The organism is Arthrobacter sp. Y3223151 (assembly GCF_059091125.1).
The window spans coordinates 65,036-89,225 of record NZ_JBNHGI010000001.1; the positions used below are offsets into that span (position 1 = coordinate 65,036).

The 24,190-nt window shown below is 70.3% G+C and carries 19 protein-coding genes; 8 read left to right on the plus strand and 11 right to left on the minus strand.

The annotated features are described in order from the left end of the window. Positions 1-112: 112 nt before the first annotated feature. From AC5RUP_RS00330 to AC5RUP_RS00340, 3 genes are read right to left on the minus strand one after another with little or no spacing between them, the layout of a single operon-like run. Positions 113-982 carry an ABC transporter ATP-binding protein gene (locus AC5RUP_RS00330; RefSeq protein WP_494154859.1) on the minus strand — a complete coding sequence of 290 codons (870 nt, stop codon included), beginning with the start codon at positions 980-982 and terminating at the stop codon, positions 113-115. Next, positions 983-2,200: a FecCD family ABC transporter permease gene (locus AC5RUP_RS00335; RefSeq protein WP_494154860.1), complete on the minus strand. Its 1,218-nt coding sequence runs from the start codon at positions 2,198-2,200 to the stop codon at positions 983-985. Then, positions 2,197-3,315, minus strand: coding sequence for a FecCD family ABC transporter permease (locus AC5RUP_RS00340; RefSeq protein WP_494158186.1), 1,119 nt, complete (start codon positions 3,313-3,315; stop codon positions 2,197-2,199). Before AC5RUP_RS00340 ends, AC5RUP_RS00335 begins: the two co-directional genes overlap by 4 nt. A 196-nt stretch (positions 3,316-3,511) precedes the next feature. Between AC5RUP_RS00340 and AC5RUP_RS00345 the strand changes: the two genes are divergently transcribed. After that, entirely contained in the window at positions 3,512-4,255 is a 744-nt protein-coding gene (locus tag AC5RUP_RS00345) for an alpha/beta fold hydrolase (protein WP_494158187.1), read from the plus strand. A gap of 40 nt (positions 4,256-4,295) precedes the next feature. On the opposite strand, the gene AC5RUP_RS00350 is transcribed toward AC5RUP_RS00345, so the two are convergent. Continuing rightward, on the minus strand, positions 4,296-5,333 hold the full coding sequence (locus AC5RUP_RS00350) for an LLM class flavin-dependent oxidoreductase (protein WP_494154707.1): 1,038 nt from the start codon (positions 5,331-5,333) through the stop codon (positions 4,296-4,298). 166 nt (positions 5,334-5,499) lie between these two features. On the opposite strand from AC5RUP_RS00350, the gene AC5RUP_RS00355 reads away from it, so the two are divergent. Then, entirely contained in the window at positions 5,500-7,533 is a 2,034-nt protein-coding gene (locus AC5RUP_RS00355) for an acyl-CoA dehydrogenase family protein (protein ID WP_494154708.1), read from the plus strand. 13 nt (positions 7,534-7,546) lie between these two features. Here the strand turns inward: AC5RUP_RS00355 and AC5RUP_RS00360 are convergent, their stop codons facing one another. Next, complete coding sequence (locus tag AC5RUP_RS00360; protein WP_494158188.1) at positions 7,547-8,431, minus strand: hypothetical protein; 885 nt, start codon at positions 8,429-8,431, stop codon at positions 7,547-7,549. 92 nt (positions 8,432-8,523) lie between these two features. Beyond that, positions 8,524-9,573 (minus strand): DMT family transporter, encoded by a 1,050-nt coding sequence (locus tag AC5RUP_RS00365; protein ID WP_494158189.1) that lies wholly within the window; start codon positions 9,571-9,573, stop codon positions 8,524-8,526. Between the two features lie 85 nt (positions 9,574-9,658). Between AC5RUP_RS00365 and AC5RUP_RS00370 the strand changes: the two genes are divergently transcribed. Next, on the plus strand, positions 9,659-10,432 hold the full coding sequence (locus tag AC5RUP_RS00370; RefSeq protein ID WP_494154655.1) for a MerR family transcriptional regulator: 774 nt from the start codon (positions 9,659-9,661) through the stop codon (positions 10,430-10,432). A 12-nt stretch (positions 10,433-10,444) separates the two neighbouring features. On the opposite strand, the gene AC5RUP_RS00375 is transcribed toward AC5RUP_RS00370, so the two are convergent. The 3 genes from AC5RUP_RS00375 to AC5RUP_RS00385 all read right to left on the minus strand — a co-directional run bounded on the left by AC5RUP_RS00375 (position 10,445) and on the right by AC5RUP_RS00385 (position 14,028). Further along, a complete protein-coding gene (locus AC5RUP_RS00375) occupies positions 10,445-11,203 on the minus strand; it encodes a gamma-glutamyl-gamma-aminobutyrate hydrolase family protein (RefSeq protein WP_494154656.1) in 759 nt (252 codons plus the stop codon). Between the two features lie 4 nt (positions 11,204-11,207). After that, positions 11,208-12,332: a glutathione S-transferase family protein gene (locus AC5RUP_RS00380; protein WP_494154657.1), complete on the minus strand. Its 1,125-nt coding sequence runs from the start codon at positions 12,330-12,332 to the stop codon at positions 11,208-11,210. Positions 12,333-12,408: 76 nt separating this feature from the next. Beyond that, positions 12,409-14,028, minus strand: a complete 1,620-nt coding sequence (locus AC5RUP_RS00385; protein WP_494158190.1) for a PucR family transcriptional regulator — start codon at positions 14,026-14,028, stop codon at positions 12,409-12,411. A gap of 156 nt (positions 14,029-14,184) precedes the next feature. On the opposite strand from AC5RUP_RS00385, the gene AC5RUP_RS00390 reads away from it, so the two are divergent. The 3 genes from AC5RUP_RS00390 (at position 14,185) to AC5RUP_RS00400 (ending at position 18,315) form a co-directional block, all read left to right on the plus strand. Further along, positions 14,185-15,678: a CoA-acylating methylmalonate-semialdehyde dehydrogenase gene (locus tag AC5RUP_RS00390; RefSeq protein WP_494154291.1), complete on the plus strand. Its 1,494-nt coding sequence runs from the start codon at positions 14,185-14,187 to the stop codon at positions 15,676-15,678. A 12-nt stretch (positions 15,679-15,690) separates the two neighbouring features. Then, positions 15,691-17,061: an aspartate aminotransferase family protein gene (locus tag AC5RUP_RS00395; RefSeq protein ID WP_494154292.1), complete on the plus strand. Its 1,371-nt coding sequence runs from the start codon at positions 15,691-15,693 to the stop codon at positions 17,059-17,061. Positions 17,062-17,223: 162 nt separating this feature from the next. Beyond that, positions 17,224-18,315 carry a GTP pyrophosphokinase gene (locus AC5RUP_RS00400; protein ID WP_494000753.1) on the plus strand — a complete coding sequence of 364 codons (1,092 nt, stop codon included), beginning with the start codon at positions 17,224-17,226 and terminating at the stop codon, positions 18,313-18,315. Positions 18,316-18,355: 40 nt separating this feature from the next. On the opposite strand, the gene AC5RUP_RS00405 is transcribed toward AC5RUP_RS00400, so the two are convergent. Both AC5RUP_RS00405 and AC5RUP_RS00410 read right to left on the minus strand, forming a co-directional pair. Then, a complete protein-coding gene (locus AC5RUP_RS00405) occupies positions 18,356-19,624 on the minus strand; it encodes a CynX/NimT family MFS transporter (protein ID WP_494158191.1) in 1,269 nt (422 codons plus the stop codon). A 116-nt stretch (positions 19,625-19,740) separates the two neighbouring features. Then, positions 19,741-20,790, minus strand: a complete 1,050-nt coding sequence (locus AC5RUP_RS00410) for an iron-siderophore ABC transporter substrate-binding protein (RefSeq protein ID WP_494132616.1) — start codon at positions 20,788-20,790, stop codon at positions 19,741-19,743. A 253-nt stretch (positions 20,791-21,043) separates the two neighbouring features. Between AC5RUP_RS00410 and AC5RUP_RS00415 the strand changes: the two genes are divergently transcribed. Further along, positions 21,044-22,756, plus strand: coding sequence for an amidohydrolase (locus AC5RUP_RS00415; RefSeq protein ID WP_494158192.1), 1,713 nt, complete (start codon positions 21,044-21,046; stop codon positions 22,754-22,756). Then, a complete protein-coding gene (locus AC5RUP_RS00420) occupies positions 22,753-24,189 on the plus strand; it encodes an NAD(P)/FAD-dependent oxidoreductase (protein WP_494154515.1) in 1,437 nt (478 codons plus the stop codon). Before AC5RUP_RS00415 ends, AC5RUP_RS00420 begins: the two co-directional genes overlap by 4 nt. The last annotated feature ends 1 nt before the right edge of the window (position 24,190 follow it).

A 24,190-nucleotide genomic window follows, 5' to 3' on the forward strand; every position in this document is an offset into this window, starting at 1 on the left:
CCTGTCCGTTCCTTCGGCTGCGCGCCGGGTTTTCCTTCGGCTGCCCGCCGGAGTTTCCTTCCGGCGCCGCCGGGACCCTGTCCGGGCGGTTGTCGGCGCCTGCCGGCCGCGCTCACGCCGCGGGCTCTTCGTGCTTGAGGTCCGTCGTGGACAGGGTTGGGGCGGCGCCGGGTTCCCCGGCCGGGGCGGGCGCCTCGCAGTGGTGGCGGCCGACCGGAACCACCATCGGCGTTCCGGAGACCGGGTCCTGGATCACCCGCGATTCCAGTCCGAACACCGTCTGCACCAGCTCCTCGGTGACCACCTGGGCGGGGGCGCCCTCGGCCACCACCCGGCCGCCCTTCATCGCCACGAGCTGGTCGGCGTAGCGGGCGGCCAGGTTCAGGTCGTGCAGCACGATGGCCACGGAGGTGCCGCGGCGCCGGTTCAGGTCGGTGATCAGGTCAAGCACCTCCACCTGGTGGGCCACGTCAAGGAAGGTGGTCGGCTCATCCAGCAGCAGCACGTCGGTCTCCTGGGCCAGCGCCATCGCGATCCACACCCGCTGGCGCTGGCCACCGGAGAGTTCGTCCACGTTCCGGTCGCCCAGCTCCAGGGTGTCGGTGGCCGCCAAGGCCGCGTTGACGGCGTCGTCGTCCTCCCGGGTCCACTGCCGGAACCAGCCCTGGTGCGGATACCGGCCGCGGCCCACCAGCTCCGCGACGCTGATGCCGTCGGGGGCCGCCGGGCTTTGCGGCAGCAGGCCCAGCACCTTCGCCACGTCGCGGGTGGGCTGCCGGTGGATGTCCTTGCCGTCCAGCAGCACGGACCCGGCACCCGGCTTGAGCAGCCGCGCCAGCCCGCGCAGCAGCGTCGACTTGCCGCAGGCGTTCGCCCCGACGATGATCGTCACCTTGCCCTCCGGCAGCCGGACGGTGAGGTCCTGCACGACGGTGCGCTGGTCGTAGGCCAGCGTCAGGTTCCGGGATTCGAGCGTGCGCACTTAGCCTCCTTGGCCTCGGCGGTTGGTGGTGACCAGCAGCCAGAGCAGGAACGGCGCACCCAGCGCACCCGTCACCACCCCGACCGGCAGCGAGGCGCCGTCGGTCAGATACATCGGAATGAGGTTGGCCGCGGCGAAGTCGGCGGCCAACACGATCAGGGCACCCACCAGCGCGGCCGCCGGCAGCGATGCCGCACCCCCCAGCAACCGGCGGGCGATCGGCCCGGACAGGAACGCGATGAACGCGACCGGACCTGCCGCGGCAGTGGCCGCGGCGGCCAGCAGCACCCCCACCGCCATCAGGCCCAGCCGGGCCGGCGCCACCCGGACGCCCAGCGCGGCAGCGGCGTCGTCGCCCATTTCCAGGCCGTGCAGGCTGCGGGCCAACAGTGCCACGGCCACGAACAGGACGCACAGCCCCGCCACCAGGACCGCTGCCCGGTCCCAATTGCTGGAGTTCAGCGACCCGTTCAGCCAGACCAGCGCGCCCTGGGCGGTGCGGATATCCGTGCGGGTCAGCAGGTAGCTGACCAGCGCCTGCATCACCGCGGCGAAGCCGATGCCCACCAGGATCAGCCGCGAGTTGGCAGCCCCGGACACCGTGCTGGAGCGGTACGAGATCGCGTAGATTCCCCCCGCCACCACCAGCGCACCGGCCATGGCGGCGGCGGAGACCGCGGCGCCGGCCGCGCCGAACACGACGATCGCGGTCACGGCGGAGGCGCTGGCCCCGTAGCTGATGCCGATGATGTCCGGGCTGGCCAGCGGGTTCCGCAGCATGGTCTGGAAGATGCTGCCGGCCAGGCCGAACGCGAGCCCGACCAGCACGCCAATCACGGCCCGCGGCAGTTTGTGCTCCATCACGATGAAGCTGGCCCCGGGGATCTGTTCGCCGGCCAGCAGCCGGAAGAAGTCCGGAACGGTCACGGTGTAGCTGCCCAGCAGGACGTTGACCAAAAACAGGACGACGACGATGCCCGCCAGGGCGGCGATGACCGCCGCGCGCCGCCGGCTGCGTCGTCCGGCCCTGACGGGAGCCGCGGCTCGCCGGCCGCCGCCTCCGCGGGTGCGGGGTAAATCTTCGAGTGCACCCTCCATATACCCTGCACTCGACGACAAACCCTGTCCTGGCCGGTCCGGGGCCTGGGGCAAAGCGGAGCCGGCCGCCTGCTGCGCCGATTCGGGGCGCTTTCCGCGCGGGGTGTCCACCTTGCTCACAGCCCGGCCGCCTTCCGCCGCCGGACCAGCCAGATGAACACGGGCGCGCCGATCACCGCGGTGGTGATGCCGGCTTCGATCTCGCCGGGCGGTGCCAGGAAGCGGCCGGCCACGTCGGCGCCGACCAGCAGCACGGGGGCCAGCACCATGGAGCAGGGCAGGATCCAGCGGTAGTCGGGTCCGGTCAGGGCGCGGACCATGTGCGGGATGATCAGGCCCACGAAGGCGATCGGGCCGGCGATGGCGGTCGCCGCGCCGCACAGGATCACCACGCCGAGCGCCGTGACGGCACGGGACAGGCCCACCTTCTGGCCCAGCCCGCGGGCCACGTCGTCGCCCAGCGACAAGTTGTTCAGGATCCTCCCGGTGAACAGCGTGATCACCAGTCCGACGGCGATGAACGGGGCCACCTGGCCGATCAGGTCCCAGCCGCGGCCGGCCACGGATCCCACCTGCCAGTAGCGGAAGCCCTCCAGCGTGTCCTGGTTGGTCACCAGCACCGAGTACATCAGTGAGCTCAGCCCCGCGGACAGGGCGGCGCCGGCCAGCGCCAGCTTGATCGGGGTGGCCCCTTCCCGTCCCATGCTCGCCACCCCGTAGACCAGCACGGCAGCGAGCGCGGCGCCGGCGAACGCGAACCAGACGTAGCCGGAAAGTTGGGTCACGCCGAACAGGAAGATGCCCGCCACGACCGCGAGCGCGGCCCCGGCGTTTACGCCCAGGATGCCGGGATCGCCCAGCGGGTTGCGCGCCACGCCCTGCATGGCGGCGCCGGCGACGCCCAGGGCCGCTCCCACCAGCAGTCCGGTGACCGTCCGCGGGATGCGCGAGTGGACCACGGCGTGGTCTCCGTTGGCGGGGTCGAAGGCGACAAAGGCCTGGATGAACGTCTCCACGCTGATGGGGCGCGCCCCGAGGGCCAGCGAGGCGCAGCAGACCAGCGCCAGGACCACCAGGGCGGCCGGGATGCCCGCCAGCACCCTGCGCGGGAGCCGTGCCGCGCAGGGAGCGGTCGAGGACGGCCTGCCGGTCCCGTTCGCGCCGCCCGCAGCGCGGCCCAGCCGAGGCCCGGGCGCCGGCCGGGAAGGCGCCGTTGCCGCCGGATCAGCTGGCATGCGCATACCCCCTCGGGCCGGAAAAAGCGACTCAAGTAAGGCTAACCTATGTTCTCCGCGCTTAAGAAACGCTTCCCTGCCCTAATTGCTGCCCGTGCCGCACGCAGGCCGCGGGCCCGGACAGCGCGGCGCCCGCCCGCCTCACCGGCCGCCCGGGGCGCCCTGTTTCCGGCGGACTGCCGGGCATAATCGAGCCATGACGCATCCGATCGTCCTGCTGCACGGCTGGGCCTGCTCCGCCGGCTACTGGAAACCGCTGGCCGCCCGGCTCTCCGCCGGCGGCCGCGACGTCGCGGCCCCGGACCTTCCCGGCTACGGCAGCGGCCCGCCCGCCGGCTTCGACTGGACCGTGGAGAACGTCGCCGCAGCCCTGGTCGACCGCTTCGGCAGCGGGCCGGTGCACTGGGTCGGGCACTCCCTGGGCGGCAACATCGCCGCCACCATCGCGGCGCGCTTCCCGCGGACGACGGCGTCGCTCACCGTCATGGGGATGGTGCCGGTGCCGCCGTCGGCGGCAACCGTCGACAAGCTCAGCCGCCTGTTCGGCGGGGAATCTTCCGATCCGGCGGCGGACCTGGCCGCCGGCGAGGAGCTGATTCGCGCGTGGTTTAGCGGCGGCAGCGAGCCGCAGGGCGGGGACCGCGAAACATTCCGGGCCCCCTTCAGGCGGCACCCCGACGTCGTGCGCCGGAGCCTGCCCGCGGGGCTGGCCGGGGCCGCACCCGAGGTCGCGGCGCTGGTGGCCGCTCCCACCCTCGTGGTGACCGGTACCCGCGATCCCACCCGGCCGCCTGCCGCGGTCGCCGACTTCCTGGCCCGTCACCCGCACTGGCACCACGTGGCCGTGCAGGATGCCGGGCACATGGTGCACTGGGAGCAGCCCGCCGCCTGCGCCGACGCGGTCCTGCGGCACGCGGAGTCCGCCGAGCACGGCGCCTGACCCCGGCCGCGCAAGCGGCCGGGCCCGTCAGCAGGCCGCCCTAGGGCTGCTTGGCCGGATGCGTCTCCCGCTGGATGACCGGCATGATCTCGGTGGCCAGGAGTTCGATGGACCGGGCGGTGTCCGCGAACGGCAGCCCGCCGAGGCCCACCTGGGCCATGTAGCGGTCGTGGCCGAACAGCTGGTACTGCTCCATGATCTTGTCGATCACTTCCTGCGGGCTCCCGGCGAGCAGGCCGCCGCCCGGTCCGGCCCACGCTTCGAAGGTCTCGCGGGGGAAGTGCCCGGCCGGCCGCGGCATGTTCTGCTCGAAGTATGCGCGATAGTACGGGTAGAACGTGTCGCGCGCCTGCTGCGAGGTCGGAGCCACGAAAAAGTGGCCGCCCGTTCCCACCGGCAGCGCGGCCGGATCGTGCCCGTGCGCCGCGGCGGATTCGCGGTAGTACTCAATGTGCCGGACGAAGTGCTGCGGACCGGAGAGCAGCGCCAGGTACAGCGGCAGCCCCAGGCGTCCGGCCCGCTCGAAGGAAGAAGGCGTGCCGCCCACGCCCACCCAGACCGGAAGCCTCTCCTGCAGCGGCCGCGGCGACACGTCCATGCCCCCGATGCTGTGATGGTAGGTGCCGTCCCAGGTCAGGTTTTCCTGTCCGCGGGCGGCCAGCAGCAACTGAAGCTTCTCTTCGAACAGTCCGTCATAGTCGGCCGTGTCGTACCCGAACAGCGGGTAGGACTCGGTGAAGGCGCCGCGGCCGGCAATGACCTCGGCGCGTCCGCCGGAGAGCAGATCCAGCGTGGCGAACTGCTCGAACAGGCGCACCGGGTCTTGGGTGGACAGCACGGTCACGGCGGTGGCCAGGCGCAGGTTGGTGGTCTCGCGGGCGATGGCGGCCAGGACGATTTCCGGCGCCGAAATGGCGAAGTCCTTGCGGTGGTGCTCGCCCAGCCCCAGGAACGAGATGCCCGCCTGGTCGGCAATCTTGGCCAGCTGGACGAGTTCCTCCAGTCGCCGGCGCGGCGACAGCGCCTCCCCGCCCGGGCCACGCGTCAATTCGCCGAAGGTAAAAATGCCGAAGTCCATGGTGCTCCCGGGGTAGCGCGTGCAATAACTAATTAGTTGAAGCTTCAGCTATTCGCCGTTATTCCCGTTCAAAGGATTCCACCCTCGGCAAAAGGGCTACCGGGCAGTAACATGAGGGGACAGCACAGGGCCTGGAGCCCGCAGGCCCGCGTCGAAGGGGACTGCCATGAGCGCCGAGACCGACCAGACAACTGCCGCCCGCACCGCCGCTGCCGGAGCGAAGGCCGGGAACGCCGCCACGGCGCCCGACGCGGGACCGCTGCCGGCCGAAGCAGGGACAGCCGGCCCGGCCGAGAGCGGGGAGCGGGAGGCGAGGGAACTCGCCGAGGCAGCCCGCGAAACCGAATGGAACCGGCCGAGTTTCGCCAAGGGCCTGTACATGGGCCGCTTCGACCTGGACCTGATCCATCCACATCCGCTGCCGACTCCGTCCGAGCGCGAGGCCGGCGAAGCGTTCCTGGCGACGCTGGCGGAGTTCGCCCGGAGCATGGACGGGGCGCGGATCGAGCGCGAGGCGAAAATCCCCGACGAGTACCTGGCCGGCCTGGCCGGAATCGGCGCGTTCGGCATCAAGATCCCGGTCGAATACGGCGGCCTCGGACTGTCGTTGCTGTACTACGGCCGCGCCCTGATGCTGCTGGGCTCCGTGCACCCCTCGCTCGGCGCGCTGCTCTCGGCCCACCAGTCCATCGGCGTGCCCGAGCCGGTGAAAGTCTTCGGCACCGAGGAGCAAAAGCGCGAATACCTTCCCCGCTGCGCGGCCGGCGCCGTGACGGCGTTCCTGCTGACCGAGCCCGACGTCGGCTCCGACCCCGCCCGGCTGGGCACCACCGCGACCCTCACCGAGGACGGCGGCGCGTACCTGCTCAACGGCAGCAAGCTGTGGACCACGAACGGCGTGATCGCGGAACTGGTAGTGGTGATGGCCAAGGTGCCGGAGCATGACGGCCAGCGCGGCGGCATCTCCGCCTTTGTGGTGGAAGCGGATTCACCCGGCATCACGGTGGAAAACCGCAACGCCTTCATGGGCCTGAGGGGCATCGAAAACGGCGTGACCCGGTTCGACAACGTCCGCGTCCCCGCAGCCAACCGCCTGGGCCGTGAAGGCCAGGGCCTGAAGATCGCCCTGACCACGCTGAATACCGGGCGCCTGTCCATTCCCGCGCTCTGCGCCGCGAACGGCAAGTGGTCGCTGAAGATCGCCCGCGAATGGTCCAATGCGCGGGTGCAGTGGGGCAGACCCGTGGGCAAGCACGAGGCGGTCGGCAAGAAGATCGCCTTCATCGCCGCGGGCTCCTTCGCCCTCGACGCGGTTTTTGAGCTGTCTGCCGGACTCGCGGATGCCGGCATGAAGGACATCCGGATTGAAGCGGCGCTGGCCAAGCTGTGGTCCAGCGAAACCGCCTTCAGGATTGCCGACGAACTGGTGCAGATCCGCGGTGGCCGGGGCTACGAGACCGCCGAGTCACTGGCTGCCCGCGGCGAGCGCGCCGTTCCGGCGGAACAAGCGTTCCGCGACATGCGGATCAACCGGATCTTCGAAGGCTCTACCGAAATCATGCACCTGTTGGTTGCCCGCGAGGCCGTCGACGCCCACCTGGCCGCGGCCGGAGACCTGGCCTCGCCCGACGCCGACGCCCGGGCCAAGGCGAAGGCCGCCGTGGGCGCCAGCGGCTTCTACGCCAGATGGCTTCCCCAGCTGCTCGCCGGCCGCGGCATGAACCCGCGGTCCTACAGCGATTTCGGCCTGCTGGCCCGGCACCTGCGGTTCATCGAACGGTCCTCCCGCCGGCTGGCCCGGCAGACCTTCCTCGGGATGGGCCGGTGGCAGGCCGGGTTGGAGAAGCGGCAGGCCTTTTTGGGCAGGATCGTGGATATCGGTGCCGAACTCTTTGCCATGGCGGCCTGCTGCAGCCACGCCGACATGCTGCGCAGCCTGGACGCCGCCCAGGGCAGGTCGGCCTATCAGCTGGCCGATGCCTTCTGCCTGCAGGCCCGGCAACGGATCGGCCACCTCTTCGACGACCTCTGGCGTAATTCCGACGCAAGCGACGGCAGGCTGGCCGCGCACGTGCTGGCGGGCGACTACACCTGGCTGGAAGCCGGCGTGCTGGACCCGTCCGAGGGCACCGGCCCGTGGATTTCCCAGCGTCCGGACGGCGCCTCCGCCAAGGAAAACCTGCACCGCTCCTACCGCTGATTCCCCGCCGGGCTCAGAGCAAGGGCCACACCCGGCGCTCCCTGTCGAAAACGTCCCAGGCCCGCGGCACCAGACCCAGCGACACCTCGCACATCCGCCGCAGCTGCCGCATGCTCCCCGGCCGGAACTCCTCGGCCCCGGAGTCGCTGAACGGATCCGGGTACCGGACCCCCTGGGCGGATGCCCACTGAAGCCCGTGCGAATGCCCGCTGCAGAACTGCCAGACATACATTAACGACGGCGGCAGATCCCCCTCCCGCAGGTCCTTCAGGATGGAGGTTTGCGTACGGTTCTTGGTGGCGTAGCCCCAGGAACCGTCGGCCTTGCGGGCGAAAATCGGCGGCAGCTGCAGCGACTCGGCGGCCTCGTTGACCGCGCGCCGGAGGCCATCGAAGTAGTCCATGGTCCGGGCATGCCGGTCCGGCCGCAGGTCACCCAGATACGCATCCCAGAACGACGCCGCATTGAAGACGTCGCGGGCAATGAGAACCAGGCCGCGCCGCGCCCGCTCCGTTCCTCCCTCGGGCTGGAGGGCCCACAGCACCGTGGAGGTGCATTCGATGACCGACCGCACCAGCGAGTACGGCGAGTGCGTGTGCACCCGATACGACGTCGTTCCTTGCTCCCCCTGTTCGTCGAACAGCAGCCGGCGCAGCGCCAGCACATTGTCCGTCGCCGCAGCCAAGGACTGGCGCAGCAGGCTGCTCACGCTGTGGACCGCGGCGAATCGATCGTCCAGCAGCGCCAGCGCGGACCCCGGCTCGACGGCGGCCCCGTCCCGCAACAGCCATGGCTCAAGGTCCCGCAGCATCTGCAGGACGGCCAGGGCCGCGCGGCTCTCCGGATCCGCTCCGGAGACCGAGCGCACCGGGCCGCAGGAGGCACCGCCGTCGTCCATTGGGCCATGGTAGCGCCGGCCACCGCCAGGCTGCCCGCGGCGCCCGACCTTCCTAGCGAACGCGGCCGGAACGGCGTGCGCGGCCGGCCTTCCTAGCGTGCGCGGCCGGAACGCCGTGCGCGGCCGGAACGGGCGGCAATCAGCAGCCCGGCGCCCGTCAGCGCGATGCCCACCAGCGTCTGCGGGCCGACCGCGCTCCCCGCGGACGCCCAGAACAGATCCAACACCAGCGCACCCACCAGCTGTCCGCCGATCACCGTCAGGGTGGTCAGCAGCACGCCGCTGCTGGCCACCGCGACGGTGGCGGCGGCCAGGATCAGGGTTCCGAGCGGCCCGCCCAGGTACAACCACCAGTCACCGGTGATCAGGTCGGCCCGCCCGGTCATCATCGCCTGGGCCGCCCAGACCGCCAGCAACGCGGCCGTCCCTACCCCGAAGTTCAGCAGCGTGGAAATCACCGGGCTGCCGTGTGCCGCGCCGACCTGGCCGAGGACGCCTTGCTGCACGCTCTGCAGCAACCCGGCCACCAGCGGGATCAGCATGAACAGTAAGAGCAGCCCCGCTGTCCTTGACGATCCGAGGTGGGCGCTGGCGGCAATGAGCGAGGCCAGGAAAGCCAGCGCCGCGCCGGCGAACCTTGCACCGCTGACCTCGATTTTCCGTCCGGCCCCGATTCCCCACCGGTCCATCAGGAGACCGGAAGCCATTTGGCCGGACACAATGGCAATGGTGAACAGCGACAACCCGATCGGCCCGACGGTGGCCGCCTGAGCGAACACGTAGAAGGCGCCGACCAACCCGGCCCCCAGGTACCAGCGCGGATAGGCCCGCTGCCGCAGGAGCCGGGGAACGGCACGCAACTTGCCCCGCACCGACGGGTGCACCAGCGCGAAGAGCAGAACGGCCGCCAGCCCGGTACCGAAACTGACCAGGGCCGCTCCCACCTGGTCCCCCAACTCGATGCCCAACTGGCTGTTGAGGCGGCTCTGCATGGCCAGTCCGACCCCTGCCAACATCGCCAGGAACAACGCGAGCGGCGCGGACATCCGGATGCCTTGGCGGTGCGCCACGTTCTGCCCGCCGGGCGGGGAGACACCGCCGCCGGGGCCTCGGGGAGAATCTGCGGGCCGGTCGGTGTGCACGTGCCGATGCTATCCCGGACGGCCGGGGATCCGCCGCACCGGCCCACTTGACCTTGCCGCTGCGTCAACCTCCATAGTGGTTGTCATGGGAACAGCACCGCAGGTTGATCGGGGCGAATACTCGATCCAGGAGGTCGCCAAGGCGGCGGGAACAACCAGCAGGACCCTCCGGCATTACCAGGACATTGGCCTGCTTGCGCCGAGCCGCATCGGCCACAACGGCTACCGCTATTACGACGACGGAGCCCTCCTGCGGTTGCAGCGCATTTTGCTGCTGCGGGAACTCGGGTTGGGGCTGCCGGAGATCGGCAAGGTGTTCGAGGGCACCCGGGACGCGTCGGCGGCCCTGCGGGGCCACCTGGAACTTCTCCTGCAGGAGCGCGACCGGCTGGAGCGGCAGATCGCCTCGGTCAAGACCACCATCGACAAGACGGAAAGGGGCGAGGATCTCGTGGCCAGTGAGATGTTCGACGGATTCGACCACACGCAGTACAAGCAGGAGGTCGAAGAGCGCTGGGGCAAGGACGCGTATGCCAAGGGCGACAAGTGGTGGCGCGGGATGTCCGGCGCGGAGCGGAAGGCTTGGGCGGAACGGTCCCGCCAGCTGATGGCCGACTGGGTCGCCGCCGGCCAGGCCGGGGTCGCCGCCGACAGCGCGGAAGCTCAGGCCTTGGCGCAGCGCCAGTTCGACTGGCTTTCCAGCGCCAACGGCGGCCAGCAGGTGTCCTACGGTTACTTCACCGGCCTGGGCGAGATGTACGTGGCCGACCCGCGGTTCGGCGCCAACTACGGCGGCGAGGCCGGTTCATCGTTCGTGCGGGATGCCATGAAGGCCTACGCCGAGAGGCATTTGGCTTAGTGCCGGCCTCTGTCAGCCCAGGCCTGCGGTCGTCTTCCGGCACGCCTCGACGAAGGGTCTGAGCAGCGCCTGGAACTGCCCTTCGGACGACCCGGGTTCTTCGGGGTGCCACTGGACCGCCAGCAGCCAGCCTTCGTCGGGGCGGGCGAGTTCCACGGCTTCCACCACGCCGTCGGCCGCGGTGGCCACGACGCGGAGCCGGTCACCCAACCGGCGCACGGCCTGGTGATGGCCGGACTGGACCGCGACTTCGCCGGTGCCGAGCGCCGCCGCCAGCAGGCTGTCGGGGGCAATCCGCACCGGATGGCTGGCCATGGGCGGCTGCGGCCGATGGATCTTGTGGAACGACTCCGGGCCCAGATCCTCAAAGAGGGTGCCGGCGAAGGCGACGTTGATCAGCTGGAGACCGCGGCAGATGCCGAGGACCGGCCGGCCGTTGGCAATAGCCCCCTTGACCAGGTCGATCTCGGTCTCGTCGGCGGCCGTGTCCACGCCGTGGACGGTTTTTTCGTCGGTGTCGCCACCGTAGCGGGCCGGGTCCACATCCCCGCCGCCCAGGATGACCACGCCGTCATAGTCGAGCGCGCTGAAGACGTGGCCCGACGCGGAATTCACGACGACGGGATCCGCGCCGGCGGCTTCCAGGCCTGCGGCCGCGTGCCGGGCCAGAGAGGCCAGGACGTCAGAGAACCAGGCGGGATGCGACGCCGCGTCCCGGGCGTAGCTGACGGCAATGTGGGGACGGCCGTCGTCATCCACCCCGCGGGACATGCTGTTATGCGGGGTAGAGCGGGTTGTGGCCGGCGGTGACACGTTCGGACTCGCGCACCGGACCCGGTGCGGTGCCGTCCCCGAAGGGGCTGCCGCCGAGGGCCTCGCGGCCGTGATCGGTCAGCCAGCCGGAGAGCTCGGGGCCCTGCGGGACGATCCGGGTGGGATTGATGTCCTCGTGCACGATGTAATAGTGCTGCTTGATCTGCACGAAGTCGGTGGTGTCGCCGAAGCCCGGGGTCTGGAAGAGGTCACGGGCGTAGCCCCACAGCGCGGGCATCTCGGTCAGCTTGTTCCGGTTGCACTTGAAGTGGCCGTGGTAAACGGCGTCGAAGCGGGCCAGCGTGGTGAAGAGGCGGACGTCCGCCTCGGTGATGGTGTCGCCCATCAGGTAGCACCGGCTGGTGAGGCGCTCCTCGAGCCAATCCATGGCGGCCCAGAGCCGGTCGTAGGCGGCGTTGTAGGCTTCCTGCGAACCTGCGAAACCGCAGCGGTAGACGCCGTTGTTGACCTCGGTGTAGATGCGCTTGATGACCGGCTGCATTTCGTCGAGCTTGTCCGCGGGCAACAGGTCCGGGGCGCCGTCGCGGTGGAATTCCTTCCACTCGGTGGAGAAGTCCAGGGTCATCTGCGGGTAGTCATTGGTGACGACGGCGCCGCTCGCCTCGTCCACGATGGCCGGCACGGTGATGCCGCGGGGGTAGTCCGGGAAGCGCTTGAAGTAGTTCTCCTGCAGGCGCTCGGTGCCCAAAACCGGATCCCGGCCGCCGGGGTCCAGGTCAAAGGTCCAGGAACGGGCATCGTGGGTGGGGCCGGGCAGGCCGAGCGAAATGGCGTCCTCGAGCCCGAGCAGGCGCCGGACGATGATGGCGCGATTGGCCCAGGGGCAGGCGCGGGCGGCGACCAGGCGGTAGCGGCCGGCCTCCACCGGCCAGGCTTTGGCGCCGTCGCCGAGGCCGCCGTTCGGGTTGCCGATGGTGCCGCCGGTCGGCCCGTCCGAGGCACGCACGGCATCGGGATCGGCCACGATCCGGTCCTCGATGTAGTTCGTGTCCCGGTCGAACTCTTCGCCGCTGTGGACGTAGGCGCCCTTGGTGCTGAACTCCGCCGTGTCGCTGCTCTGGCTCATGCTTCCACCATATCGGCCGGTCGCCCACCGCTGGCAAGGGTTCGCTGCCGGCCTAGCCTGCGCCGGGCCGGTCGGGTCAGCCGCGCATCCTGTGCAGCAGCAGGGCCACGTGCAGCGACGTCCGCGACTCGGCGTCCTCGAGCGGGACGCCGAGCTGCTCCTGCAGGCGCGCCAGCCTCGCATAAAGCGTGGGGCGGCTGAGGTAACCGTCGCGCGCGAGCCGGGCCTTGTTGCCACCGGCCTCCAGATACCGCTGCAGCAGGTCCAGGGCGTCGCGGTCGTGGGCGACCGCGGCGAGTTCGGCGTCGGCGAAGGCGGCCACGCGCGGATCGTCACGCAGCAGGGAGAGCACGCCGCGCAACCGTACATCCGACGAACGGTAGAACCGTTTGCCGGTGCCGAGCCCGGCAGCGGCTTCGGCCACATGTGCCGCTTCGTCCATCCCCGCAGCAGCGGCCAGCAGCTCCGGCCGGCCGCGGCCAACCCCCACGGTCCAGTCGGGGCTGGTCTGCTCGGCCAACTGGCCGCACAGCCGCTCCAGCACGGGGTCTTCCAGCTGCCTGGCCGGCACCGAGACCAGCAGCCCGATGGAGCCGGCCTGCAGGCTCGCTGCCAGCACCGACACCCGGGCGGCCGCGGCCACACTGTTCAGCAGGTCCAGCAGCGCCCGCTCCCGGCGCTGCAGTTCGATCGGTTCCTCGGCGGCAGGCCGCGCCAACTGAAACACCACCGGCAGGTAGACCGGAGCGGACGCCAGCCCCAGGGCCGCAGCCCTGGCCAGGGCCTCGGCCTCTTCCAGCGCGCCGGGCCGGCGGAGTTCGTGCAGCAGGCCGGAGCGGGCCTGGTGGGCAAGTTCGCGCTGGTCCCGTTCCGCCATGCGGTTGATGGTCAGGGCCTGGCCGGCCCGCTCCAGCACCATGGCGGCGTCGGCGTCGGCGGTTTCGGCAGTCCCGCCCGCCCGCCCGCCGGCCAACGGTTCGCCCGCCACCGGCACCACGAGGCGGCCCCAGCGCTGGCCGCGCAGTCCCACCGGCGCCTGCAGCCATCCTGCCGATCCGGCACGGGCCGTCTCCTCGCGATAGTGCACCAGGCGCGAGCGTTCGGCCCAGCCGTCGAGCAGTTCGGAAGCAGGCATGCCGGCCGGGGCGAACGCGAGCACCAGATGGGCCACGTCTTCCAGCACCACAGGGGCATTGATCAGTTCGGCGGCCCGGGCCACGATCTCTTCCGGCGGGGCGTTCTCCAGGCTGAGCATGGTGAAAACCTCGTGCACCTGGCGCGATCGCTCCAGCTGCGCCAGCTGTCCGGCCACCAGCATGCGGTGGACCACCTCGGTGACCTCCACGAACCTGATGCGGCGGGTCACCAGGATGACCGGCAGGCCGGCGGTGCGGCCGGCCTCGCGCAGCGCGGCGGCGGCCTGCGGTCTCTGGGCGGTGATTTCGACGATGACGGCGGCGGCTCCTGCCGCTGCCAGCTCGGCGAGGTAGCGGGTCGCGTCGGCGGCGGAGTCCTCGAACGCCAGGCCGGTGGTCAGGACCAGCTCGCCGCCCTCCAGCAGGCCGGCAAGGCTCCGCAGCTCGGCCACGTGGACCCAGCGGACGGGCGAGGCCAAGGCGTCGGCGCCCGAGAGGACCTCGGGTTCGCCGGCCCGCACCACCTCGAGGTCGAGTACGTCCCGCACGCTCAGCTGCATTGACACAGTGTAAGCCCCAGCGCGCATCTTCCGACAGAGTGTCAGTGGCACCGGCAGTCCGGGCACCCGAGGATAGGGGAAGACCCTTCGCACGTGTCCCGGTTCACTTCATGGCCGCGGGCCAAGTGCGTGCAACAACTCAAAGCAAGGAGCACCATGCAGACCATCCAGCACTGGATCGAGGGGACCTACACTGCCCCGGAGCCCGACAGCCGACTCGGCGACGTGAGCAACCCGGCCACCGGCAAGGTCTCCGCCCGCGTCGCCCTGGCCAGCACCGCCGTCGTCGATCAAGCGGTGCAGGCGGCAGCGGCAGCGTTCCCGGCCTGGCGCGACACGTCGCTGGCCCGCCGCATGCAGATCCTGTTCAACTTCCGCGAGCTGCTGAACGCGCGCAAGGGCGAACTGGCCGCCATCATCACCGCCGAACACGGCAAGGTGCTGGACGACGCGCTCGGCGAGGTGTCGCGCGGGCAGGAGGTTGTGGAATTCGCCTGCGGCATCCCGCACCTGCTGAAGGGCGGCTACACCGAGAACGCCTCCACCAAAGTGGACGTGCACTCGATCCGGCAGCCGGTGGGGCCGGCCGCGATCATCTCGCCCTTCAACTTCCCCGCGATGGTACCCATGTGGTTCTTCCCGGTGGCGATCGCCAGCGGCAACACCGTGGTCCTGAAGCCCAGCGAAAAGGACCCGACGGCCGCTAATTGGATGGCCGAGCTGTGGAAGGAAGCCGGGCTGCCCGACGGCGTCTTCAACGTGGTGCACGGCGACAAGGAAGCCGTGGACGCCCTGCTGGAGCACCCCGAGATCAAGTCCGTTTCCTTCGTCGGGTCGACTCCGATCGCCCGCTACGTGTATGAGCGCGGCACGGCCTCCGGCAAGCGGGTGCAGGCGCTGGGCGGGGCCAAGAACCACATGCTGGTACTCCCCGATGCCGACCTGGACCTAGCCGCGGATGCCGCCGTCAACGCCGGTTACGGCGCGGCCGGCGAGCGCTGCATGGCGATCTCCGCGGTGGTGGCAGTGGAGTCCGTCGCGGACGAACTGGTGGCCAAGATCGCCGAGCGGACCGCAAAGCTGCGCGTGGGCGACGGCCTGCGCGGCACGGATATGGGGCCCCTGATCACGGCGGCGCACCGCGACAAGGTGGCCGGCTACATCACGGCAGGCGTTGAAGCAGGCGCCGAACTGGTGCTGGACGGGCGCACCGTGGAACCGGATGCGGAGGGCGACGGCTTCTTCCTGGCCCCGACGCTGTTCGACCGGGTGACGCCGGAGATGTCCATCTACACGGATGAGATCTTCGGACCGGTCCTGTCGGTGGTGCGAGTGCCGGGCTACGACGAAGGGCTGGCGCTGATCAACGAGAATCAGTACGGCAACGGCACGGCGATTTTCACCAACGACGGCGGTGCCGCCCGCCGCTTCGAGAACGAGGTGCAGGTGGGTATGGTGGGGATCAACGTGCCGATCCCGGTGCCCATGGCGTACTACTCGTTCGGCGGCTGGAAGAACTCGCTGTTCGGTGACAGCCATGCGCATGGTTCCGAGGGCGTGCACTTCTTCACCCGCGGCAAGGTTGTGACCTCGCGCTGGCTGGACCCGAGCCACGGCGGCATCAACCTGGGCTTCCCGCAGAACATCTAGGAGGAGAGAGCCATGACCACCACCACAGGCACACCGTTGAGTTCGGCCGAGCTGGAAGCCGGACGCCGCGCCTACCAGCTGGACCGGCAGCATGTGTTCCATTCCTGGTCCGCCCAGGAACAGATAACCCCTATGGTCGTCACCCGGGCGGAGGGGTCCTGGGTCTGGGACGGCGAGGGCAACAGGCTGCTGGACTTCTCCTCGCAGCTGGTGAACACCAATATTGGCCACCAGCATCCCAAGGTGGTCGCGGCCATCCAGGAGCAGGCCGGGCTGCTGTGCACCGTGGCGCCGCAGCATGCGAACGCCGCCCGGTCCGAGGCCGCGCGGCTGATCGCCGAGCTGACCCCCGGGGACCTGAACCGGGTCTTCTTCACGAACGGCGGCGCGGACGCCGTCGAGCACGCGGTCCGGATGGCCCGTCTCCACACCGGCCGCTACAAGGTGCTCTCCGCCTATCGCTCCTACCACGGCGGGACGGCGCTGGCGGTCAACATCACCGGCGACCCCCGGCGGGTGGCGAACGACTACGGCAACGCCGGCACGGTCCACTTCCACGCCCCCTTCCTGTACCGCAGCCAGTTCCACTCCGCCGACGAGGCGCAGGAATGCCAGCGCGCGCTGGAACACCTGGAAACCACGATCCAGCTGGAAGGAGCGGCCAACATTGCCGCCGTCGTGCTGGAATCGATCCCGGGCACCGCGGGCATCATGGTGCCCCCGCCCGGCTACCTCCAGGGTGTCCGCGACCTGGCGACCAAATACGGGATCGTGTTCATCGCCGACGAGGTGATGGCCGGGTTCGGCCGTGCCGGCACGTGGTTCGCCATCGACCACGCCGGCGTGGTGCCGGACCTGCTCACCTTCGCCAAGGGCGTGAACTCCGGTTACGTGCCGCTGGGCGGCGTGGCGATCTCCGAGGAGATCTACGCGACCTTCGCCCAACGTGCCTACCCCGGCGGGCTGACCTACTCCGGGCACCCGCTGGCCTGCGCCGCGGCGGTGGCCACGATCAACGCGATGCGGGACGAGAAGATGGTCGAGCATGCGGCGGAGCTGGGCACCACGGTGTTCGGCCCGGGGCTTGCGGAGCTGGCGGCCAAGCACCCGTCGGTCGGCGAGGTCCGCGGCGTCGGGGCCTTCTGGGCGGTGGAACTGGTCCGCGACCGGGCCACGCGCGAACCGCTGGCGCCGTACGGTTCCTCCAGCCCGGAGATGAACGAGCTGATCGCGGCCTGCAAGTCCCGCGGGCTGCTGCCGTTCGCCAACTTCAACCGGATCCATGTGGTGCCGCCGCTGAACATCAGTGCGGAGGATGCACGCACCGGCCTGGCCATCCTGGACGAGGTGCTGGAGCTGGCGGACACGCACGCGGCGGGCTGAGCGGGCGCGGCGGGCTGAGCGGGCGCGGCGGGCGCGCCCGAACTGGGTGCGTTCGCCGCGGGCCCGCAGTCCGCTCCCGGCATCCTGCGGATACGTTCCGCGGCCGCTGTCTTGGTAGGTTATTCACTTACCGCATGAAGCTACCGCAGGAGAGCCAGGAGCATGGGCATGCATTGGGATCGGTTGGATGAGCAACTGCGCCCGCAGGTGGAAGCCAGCACGGCGCACTACGAGCGGGTTCGCCCGGCGTTGGAAACGGTCACCTCGCAGCTGCAGTCGGACATCCGCAACATCTTCCGCACCGCCGAACTCACGCCTCTGTTCGTCACGGCCCGGACCAAAAGCGTGGAGTCTTTCCGCGACAAGGCGTCGCGGATGCTCCAGCCGGCCGAACCCGGCGGCGCCCCGGCGCTGGAATTCCCCGATCCGCTGCGCGAAATCCAGGATCTGGTGGGCGTACGGGTGATCGTCAGCCTGCCGCACCAGATCCGGCAGGCCGCCGCGCTGATCAAGCGCCAGCGCAGCGACTTCGACTGCCGCGCCGACCGGGAGAAGGATATCGGCTCGATCGAGTCCGGCACCTACGGCTACGCCAGCCGCCACCTGATCCTGCGCACGCTGCAGAACAACGCGGTGAAGGCGTACCAGCAGGCCCTGGGCGAGCCTGCCCGCGCCACCGGCAGCTACCTCTTCGAGGTCCAGATCCGTACGATCCTTTCGCACGCCTGGTCGGAACTGGAGCACGATATCCGCTTCAAGTCCGCTGACCCGCGCGCCTGGAGCCCCTATTTCGACCGGCAGTTCACGGCCACGGCGGCCATGCTCGAAGCGGTCGAGTCGGCCTTCGCCGAACTCCACGATCGCTACGAAACCGTCACCGGCTACTGGGACGAAGAGGGCGAAGGCGCCGCGCCGCTGACCCCCCGCCGGGTCCGCGAGGTCTGGCAGACCCTGCTGCCGCACGTGGACCGCAAGTCCGACGACGACTGGGGCTGGGCGGCGGAGTTGCTGGCGGCGCACGGCCTGAAGACCACGACAGAACTGGCGGCCTTGCTGAATCCGGAAACCATCACGGATGTCCGCGCCGCCCTGGAACACCGCTACTCCCCCGGACCGGACCGCCTGCTGGACGATCTGCTGCTGTGGCGCTTCGGCCGCCGCCACATCGAGCTCACCGCCGGCGAGGATGAGCACCGGCGCGAGTCGCTGCAGCGCCGGTTCCGGCAGCTGGAGACCTACCGCCAGGGCATGTAGGCGGCCGCCCGGCCTGTCAGGCGCGCGCTCGCTTGGCCGTTCACCCGGCCGGCGCGGTCGGGCTCACCGGTGTGAAGGCGAAGCGGTCCCGTCCAACCAGCAGCCCGATCGCCGCCTGCGCCACGGCGATGAGGCACAGCAGCGCCAGGGAGGTTTCCCAGGCCCCGGTGGCGGCGAAGAGCCCGCCGAAGATCGGCGGGCCGGCGGCGGCCAGCAGGTATCCAATCGACTGGGCCATGCCGGAGAGGGCGCCGGCTTCGCGGTGGGTGCGGGTGCGCAGGCCGAAGAGCGAGAGCGCGGTGACCAGGGAGCTGCCGCAGCCGAAGCCCGCCACCAGCACCCAGAACAGCATGACCTGCGGCATCAGCATCATGCCCAGGCCGCCGGCCACCACCAGCAGGGGCGGCAGCGAAGCGGCCAGGAGCTGGGTCGGCCCGCGCAGGGCAACGGGGGTCAGCAGGCTGGATACCACCCCGATCAGCTGGAACAGCATGAGGTCCCAGCCGGAGGCCAGGTCACCGCGGCCGTGGAAGCGTTCCAAGGTGGGCAGCCACGTGATGAGAATGTAGAAGGTCATCGACTGCAGGCCCATGTACACCGTTACGTGCCAGGCGAGGCCGGACTTCCACACCGAACCGCGGACCAGAGCCGGCGCGGCGGCGGCGGCACGTGCCCGCTCTTCGGCCGCGGTGCCGCCCCGCAGGCGGGGAAGCCACAGCAGCACGGCCGGCACCGCCAGCACCACGAACGCCGCCAGAGCGAAGCGCCAGCCGGCCGGTCCGCCGCCCACCGGAAGGAGCGCCAGCGGCACCGCCAGGCCGGCGCCGAGGGATGCACAGCCGCCCAGCACAGCCGAATAGGCGCCGGTCAGTGAGGCCATCCGGTCCGGGAAGTCCCGCTTGAGCAGCGCGGGCAGCATCACATTGCAGACGGCGATGGCCGCGCCGACCAGGAAGGTGCCGATCCACAGATTCGCGATGGCGCCGGGAACCGGCCGCAGGAACGTCCCGGCCACCAACAGCATCAGGGCACCGAAAACCGTGCGCTCGACGCCGAATTTTTCGCTCAACCCGTGCGCCAGCGGGGACACCGCGCCGAAGGCCAGCAGCGGGACCGCGGCGAGCACGCCCAGGGCGGTGGTGCCCAGCCCGGTGTCCGCGCCGATCTGGTCCAGCAGCGGGCCCACGCTGGTCAGCACCGGGCGCAGGTTGGCTGCCACCAGCAGGATGCCGGCAATCAGCAACCCGGCGGACAACGACTGGCTGGTCCCGCGGGTCTTCACCGCCCCCACCCCTTCCGCGATAGGCAATCTCCGGCAACCTTATGCGACGGGACAGGCAAAGGGGCACCCTGCCCGCGCCGGCACTGCTCACGCTGCGCGGAGGGTGGCCCCTCGCCGTCGTCCTGGGGATCGGCGGCCGCGGGCTATTTGGCGGCGGCGGCGTCAGCCGCGTCAGCGGCCTCGGCGAGCATGGGCAGGAAGGTATCCAGCGCCCACGGCAGGCTCAGCGGCGACGCGGCGGAAATAGACAGGGTGAGCGTATTGTCCGAGTCCGCCACCAGCGCGCCGTCTTTGATCGCCGGGATCTGGCCCAGCAGCGGGTCCTTGGTGATTTGCCGGGCGGTCTTGTCGTCCGGCACCCAGGTCACAAACACATCGGATTCCAGTTCGTTGGCCTTCTCGGCCGACCAGGGAATGAAGAACTCGTCGGAGCCGGCGGTGGCCTCGGTGACAACATCCGCCTGCACCATGCCAATGCTGGTGAGGAACTTCGGCCGGTTGTCGTTGGCGGTGTAGACGTTCACGCCGTCGCCCTTGGCAGGTTCGAGGTTGCCGTAGATAAAGCTCTTGCCAGCCAGCTGCGGGTACTCCGCGGCCTTGGCCACGATAGTCTGCTCGGTTTCGGCCACCAGGTCCTCGGCTTCCGCACTGCGTCCGAGCGCCTGACCGATCAGCCGCGTGGAGTCCTGCCAGTCCGTGCCGTAGGGAGTCTCCGGGTAAGCGACGACCGGGGCGATCTTGCTGAGCGTGTCGTAGTCCTCCTGGGTCAACCCGGAGTAGGCGGCAAGGATGACGTCCGGGGCCAGCTCGGCAATCTCGTCGAAGGCGATGCCGTCCACCTCCGAATACAGGGTGGGCGCATTCTCGCTGCCGATCGCGGCGCCCAGTTCTTCCAGCTTGGCGTCCCGCCACGGGGTGGACCCGTTCTCGTTTCCGCCCCAGTCTTCCTTGGGCATGCCGACCGGAACCACACCCAGCGCCAGCGACACATCGGAATTAACCCAGGACACGGTGGCCACGCGTTCGGGCTGCTCTTCGATCACCGTCTCGCCGAAGGCGTGTTCCACCGTCACCGGGAACTGGTCCGACGCCGCGGCCGACGGGCCTCCCTCGGAACCTCCGCCCGCGGGACCGGTGGAACAGGCGGTCAGGGACATCAGGACGACGGCGGCGGCAGCTGCCAGTCCGCGCATGCGTGAAAGGGCCAACGCGGGCCTCCTCGGATCAAGGGATGGAAACAGAAGTAAGGGTAGCCTACGCTCACCCGGATTAAGCAACTACTTCGTTGCGTATTTCGACGCCGCTGCCCCCGAGGCTGCCGGCAGGGCCGGCCGGCGCCGTCACGTTCCGGGGAACCAGCGAAATCCGTTGACAAAGAGACCTCGGTCACTGTGTCATAAGTGAAACCCATTCATTTCCGGCATCCGCCGGGTCAGAGGAGCGGCCATGGCGGCGGACTGGATCTTTCACTCCGGCAGGATCTTCGATGGACGGCGCCTGCTGTCCGGAGCCCCGGCCGTCGCCGTCGCGGACGGGGTGGTCACCGCCGTCGGGACCGACGCCGAAGCCCGGGCGGCGGCGGGGCCTGAAGCCACCGTCGTGGACCTGCGCGGCCGGCTGCTGGCGCCCGGCTTCACGGATGCCCACGTGCATGCCGTGATGGCCGGGATGGAACGGTTGGGCTGCGACCTGTCCCTGTGCGCCGGGGCCGACGAGGTGCTGGCCCGGATAGCTTCGTTCGCCTCCTCCGCCGACGGCGGGTGGATCACCGGCGGCGGCTGGCACAAGGCGGATTTCCCGGGCGGCTATCCGACCCGGCAGGCGCTGGATGCGGTGGTCCCGGACCGCCCGGTCTATCTGGTCAACGCGGACCACCACAGTGCCTGGGTCAACAGCCGCGCGCTGGAGCTGGCCGGCATCGATGCCGCCACCCCCGACCCGAAGGACGGCCTGCTGGAGCGCGATGCCTCCGGAAACCCGGACGGGACCCTGCACGAAGGTGCCATGGACCTGGTCAACCGGGTCATCCCGCGGGCGACGGTCGAGGACATGCGGGCCGGCTTGCTGGAGGCCCAGCGCTACCTCCACTCGGTAGGCGTCACCGGATGGCAGGAAGCGATCCTGGGCGACTACGCCGGTTATCCGGAGGCCAGCGCCGCGTACCGGGCGTTGTTGGACGAGGGCCTGCTGACCGGCCGCGCCGCCGGAGCCCTTTGGGTGCCGCGGAGCACCAGCCTGGCCACGGTCCCCGACCTGGTCGCGGACTTTATCGCCCGCCGGGAGCAGAACGCCGCGGCCGGTTTCCGCACCACCAGCGCCAAGATCATGGTGGACGGGGTGCCGGAGAACAGGACTGCCGCCATGTTGGAGCCGTACCTGCAGCCGTGCGCCTGTGCCGGCGCGGCGGGACACGAAGGCCCTGCCGCCGCCGGCGACGCGGCGGACGGTCCGTCGGCGGGCCGCGGTTTGACGTATCTTTCTGAGGACGTTCTGGTAGCAGTAGTGACGGCTCTGGATGCCGCCGGATTCGACCTGCATCTGCATGTGATCGGCGACCGTGCCGTGCGGGAGGGACTGGACGCCGTCGAGCGTGCCCGGCGCGCGAACGGCCCCGGCAGCGGCCGGCACCACATGGCGCACCTGCAGATCATCCACCCCGCCGACGTCGCCCGCTTCGGCGAACTGGACGTCACCGCGAACCTGCAGGCACTCTGGGCCTGCAACGACGCCCAGATGCGCGAGCTGACCGTGCCGCTGATCGGCGAGGAACGGGCCGGCTGGCAGTACCCGTTCGCCTCCCTGGCCGCCTCCGGCGCCCGGCTCGCAATGGGCTCGGACTGGCCGGTGTCCAGCCCGGATCCTTGGCAGGCCATCCACGTGGCGGTGAACCGCCGGCACCCGGACGACGGCTCCGACGGGCCGCTGCTGCCGGACGAGGCGCTGTCCCTGCAGACCGCGCTGGCCGCCTATACCTCCGGCTCGGCCTGGCTGAACCGCCAGGACGACGGCGGCCGCATTGTTCCCGGAGCGCCGGCCGACCTGGCCGTGCTGACCGTCGACCCGTTCAGCCTCCCCCCGGAGGAACTGCACACCGTCGGCACCGATATGACCCTGGTGGCCGGCCAACCGGTCTTCGAACGGCAGGGGGCGCCGGCATGAAAACGTTCTACGACCGTGCCGAAGAGCAGATCCCGGACGCACGCCTCGACGCCGCCTTGGCCGGGGCGTCCCCGACGCCGTTCTGGCTGGATGATCCCTCGCGCCCCGAACCGCTGCCGTCCTTGCGCGGCACGGTAACGGCGGACCTGGCGGTGGTCGGCGGCGGCTACACGGGCTTGTGGACCGCGCTGCTGGCCAAGGAACGCGACCCGGACCGCTCAGTGGTGCTCCTGGAGGGCAACCGCATCGGCTGGGCCGCGTCCGGCCGCAACGGCGGCTTCTGCGAGGCCAGCCTGACCCACGGGAGCGCGAACGGGCAACGACACCTCCCCGACGAAAACGAACTGCTGGACAAGCTGGGTTTACAGAACCTGGACGAGATCGAAGAGAGCCTGGCCCGGTACGGGATCGACGCCGGCTTTGAACGCACCGGCACGCTGTCCGTGGCCACCGAAGAGCACCACGTCGGCTGGCTTGCCGAGGAGGCCGCCGAGGACCCCGCGCTCGAGTTCCTGGACCAGGCCGCCGTCCAACAGCAGGTGGCCTCCCCCGCCTACCGGGCAGGGTTGCGGGACCGGCGGGGAACGGCGATGGTGCATCCGGCGAAACTCGCCTGGGGGCTGCGCGACGCCTGCCTGCGGGCCGGCGTCGAGATTTATGAACACACGCCGGCACGTTCCCTGTCCCAGCGGGCGGGGTCCATCCTGCTGGCTACCGACGCCGGCTCCGTGGCCGCCGGACGCGTGGCGCTGGCGACCAATGCCTTCCCGTCGCTGCTGGCGCGCACCCGGCTGCATACCGTCCCGGTGTACGACTACGCGTTGATGACGGAACCGCTGACCGGCGGGCAACGGGAATCGCTGGGCTGGTCCGAGCGGTTCGGCATCGCCGACAACGACAACCGGTTCCATTACTACCGGCTGACCACCGACGCCGACGGGCAGGACCGGATGCTGTTCGGCGGCTACGACGCCGTCTACCACTACGGCAGGTCGCTCCGGCACTCCTACGACCACCGCCCGGAAACGTACCGTCGGCTCGCCGCCCACTTCGCCGCCACCTTCCCGCAACTGGCAGACGTGCGCTTCAGCCACGCCTGGGGCGGTGCCATCGATACCTGCAGCCGCTTCTTCTCCTTCTTCGACACCGCCTACGCCGGCCGGGTGGCCTATTGCGCCGGCTTCACCGGCCTCGGCGTGGGAGCGTCGCGCTTCGGCGCCAACGTGATGCTGGACCTGCTGTCCGGCCGGCCGACCGAACGGACGGAACTGGAGCTGGTGCGGCGGAAGCCGCTGCCGTTCCCGCCCGAGCCAATCGCCTGGCTCGGCATCAAGCTCACCACCGCTGCCCTGATCCGCGCCGACCGCAACCGGGGACGACGCGGCCCCTGGTTGAAAGCCATGGACGCGGCCGGCATGGGCTTCGACTCGTAAA

What these genes read in the sequence shown, in the direction of transcription:
- AC5RUP_RS00340 (WP_494158186.1), bottom strand. Translation starts at nt 3,315, where the DNA reads ATGCCAGCTGATCCGGCGGCAACGGCGCCTTCCCGGCCGGCGCCCGGG.
- AC5RUP_RS00345 (WP_494158187.1), top strand. Translation starts at nt 3,512, where the DNA reads ATGACGCATCCGATCGTCCTGCTGCACGGCTGGGCCTGCTCCGCCGGC.
- AC5RUP_RS00350 (WP_494154707.1), bottom strand. Translation starts at nt 5,333, where the DNA reads ATGGACTTCGGCATTTTTACCTTCGGCGAATTGACGCGTGGCCCGGGC.
- AC5RUP_RS00355 (WP_494154708.1), top strand. Translation starts at nt 5,500, where the DNA reads ATGAGCGCCGAGACCGACCAGACAACTGCCGCCCGCACCGCCGCTGCC.
- AC5RUP_RS00360 (WP_494158188.1), bottom strand. Translation starts at nt 8,431, where the DNA reads ATGGACGACGGCGGTGCCTCCTGCGGCCCGGTGCGCTCGGTCTCCGGA.
- AC5RUP_RS00370 (WP_494154655.1), top strand. Translation starts at nt 9,659, where the DNA reads ATGGGAACAGCACCGCAGGTTGATCGGGGCGAATACTCGATCCAGGAG.
- AC5RUP_RS00375 (WP_494154656.1), bottom strand. Translation starts at nt 11,203, where the DNA reads ATGTCCCGCGGGGTGGATGACGACGGCCGTCCCCACATTGCCGTCAGC.
- AC5RUP_RS00380 (WP_494154657.1), bottom strand. Translation starts at nt 12,332, where the DNA reads ATGAGCCAGAGCAGCGACACGGCGGAGTTCAGCACCAAGGGCGCCTAC.
- AC5RUP_RS00385 (WP_494158190.1), bottom strand. Translation starts at nt 14,028, where the DNA reads ATGCAGCTGAGCGTGCGGGACGTACTCGACCTCGAGGTGGTGCGGGCC.
- AC5RUP_RS00390 (WP_494154291.1), top strand. Translation starts at nt 14,185, where the DNA reads ATGCAGACCATCCAGCACTGGATCGAGGGGACCTACACTGCCCCGGAG.
- AC5RUP_RS00395 (WP_494154292.1), top strand. Translation starts at nt 15,691, where the DNA reads ATGACCACCACCACAGGCACACCGTTGAGTTCGGCCGAGCTGGAAGCC.
- AC5RUP_RS00400 (WP_494000753.1), top strand. Translation starts at nt 17,224, where the DNA reads ATGGGCATGCATTGGGATCGGTTGGATGAGCAACTGCGCCCGCAGGTG.
- AC5RUP_RS00410 (WP_494132616.1), bottom strand. Translation starts at nt 20,790, where the DNA reads ATGCGCGGACTGGCAGCTGCCGCCGCCGTCGTCCTGATGTCCCTGACC.
- AC5RUP_RS00415 (WP_494158192.1), top strand. Translation starts at nt 21,044, where the DNA reads ATGGCGGCGGACTGGATCTTTCACTCCGGCAGGATCTTCGATGGACGG.
- AC5RUP_RS00420 (WP_494154515.1), top strand. Translation starts at nt 22,753, where the DNA reads ATGAAAACGTTCTACGACCGTGCCGAAGAGCAGATCCCGGACGCACGC.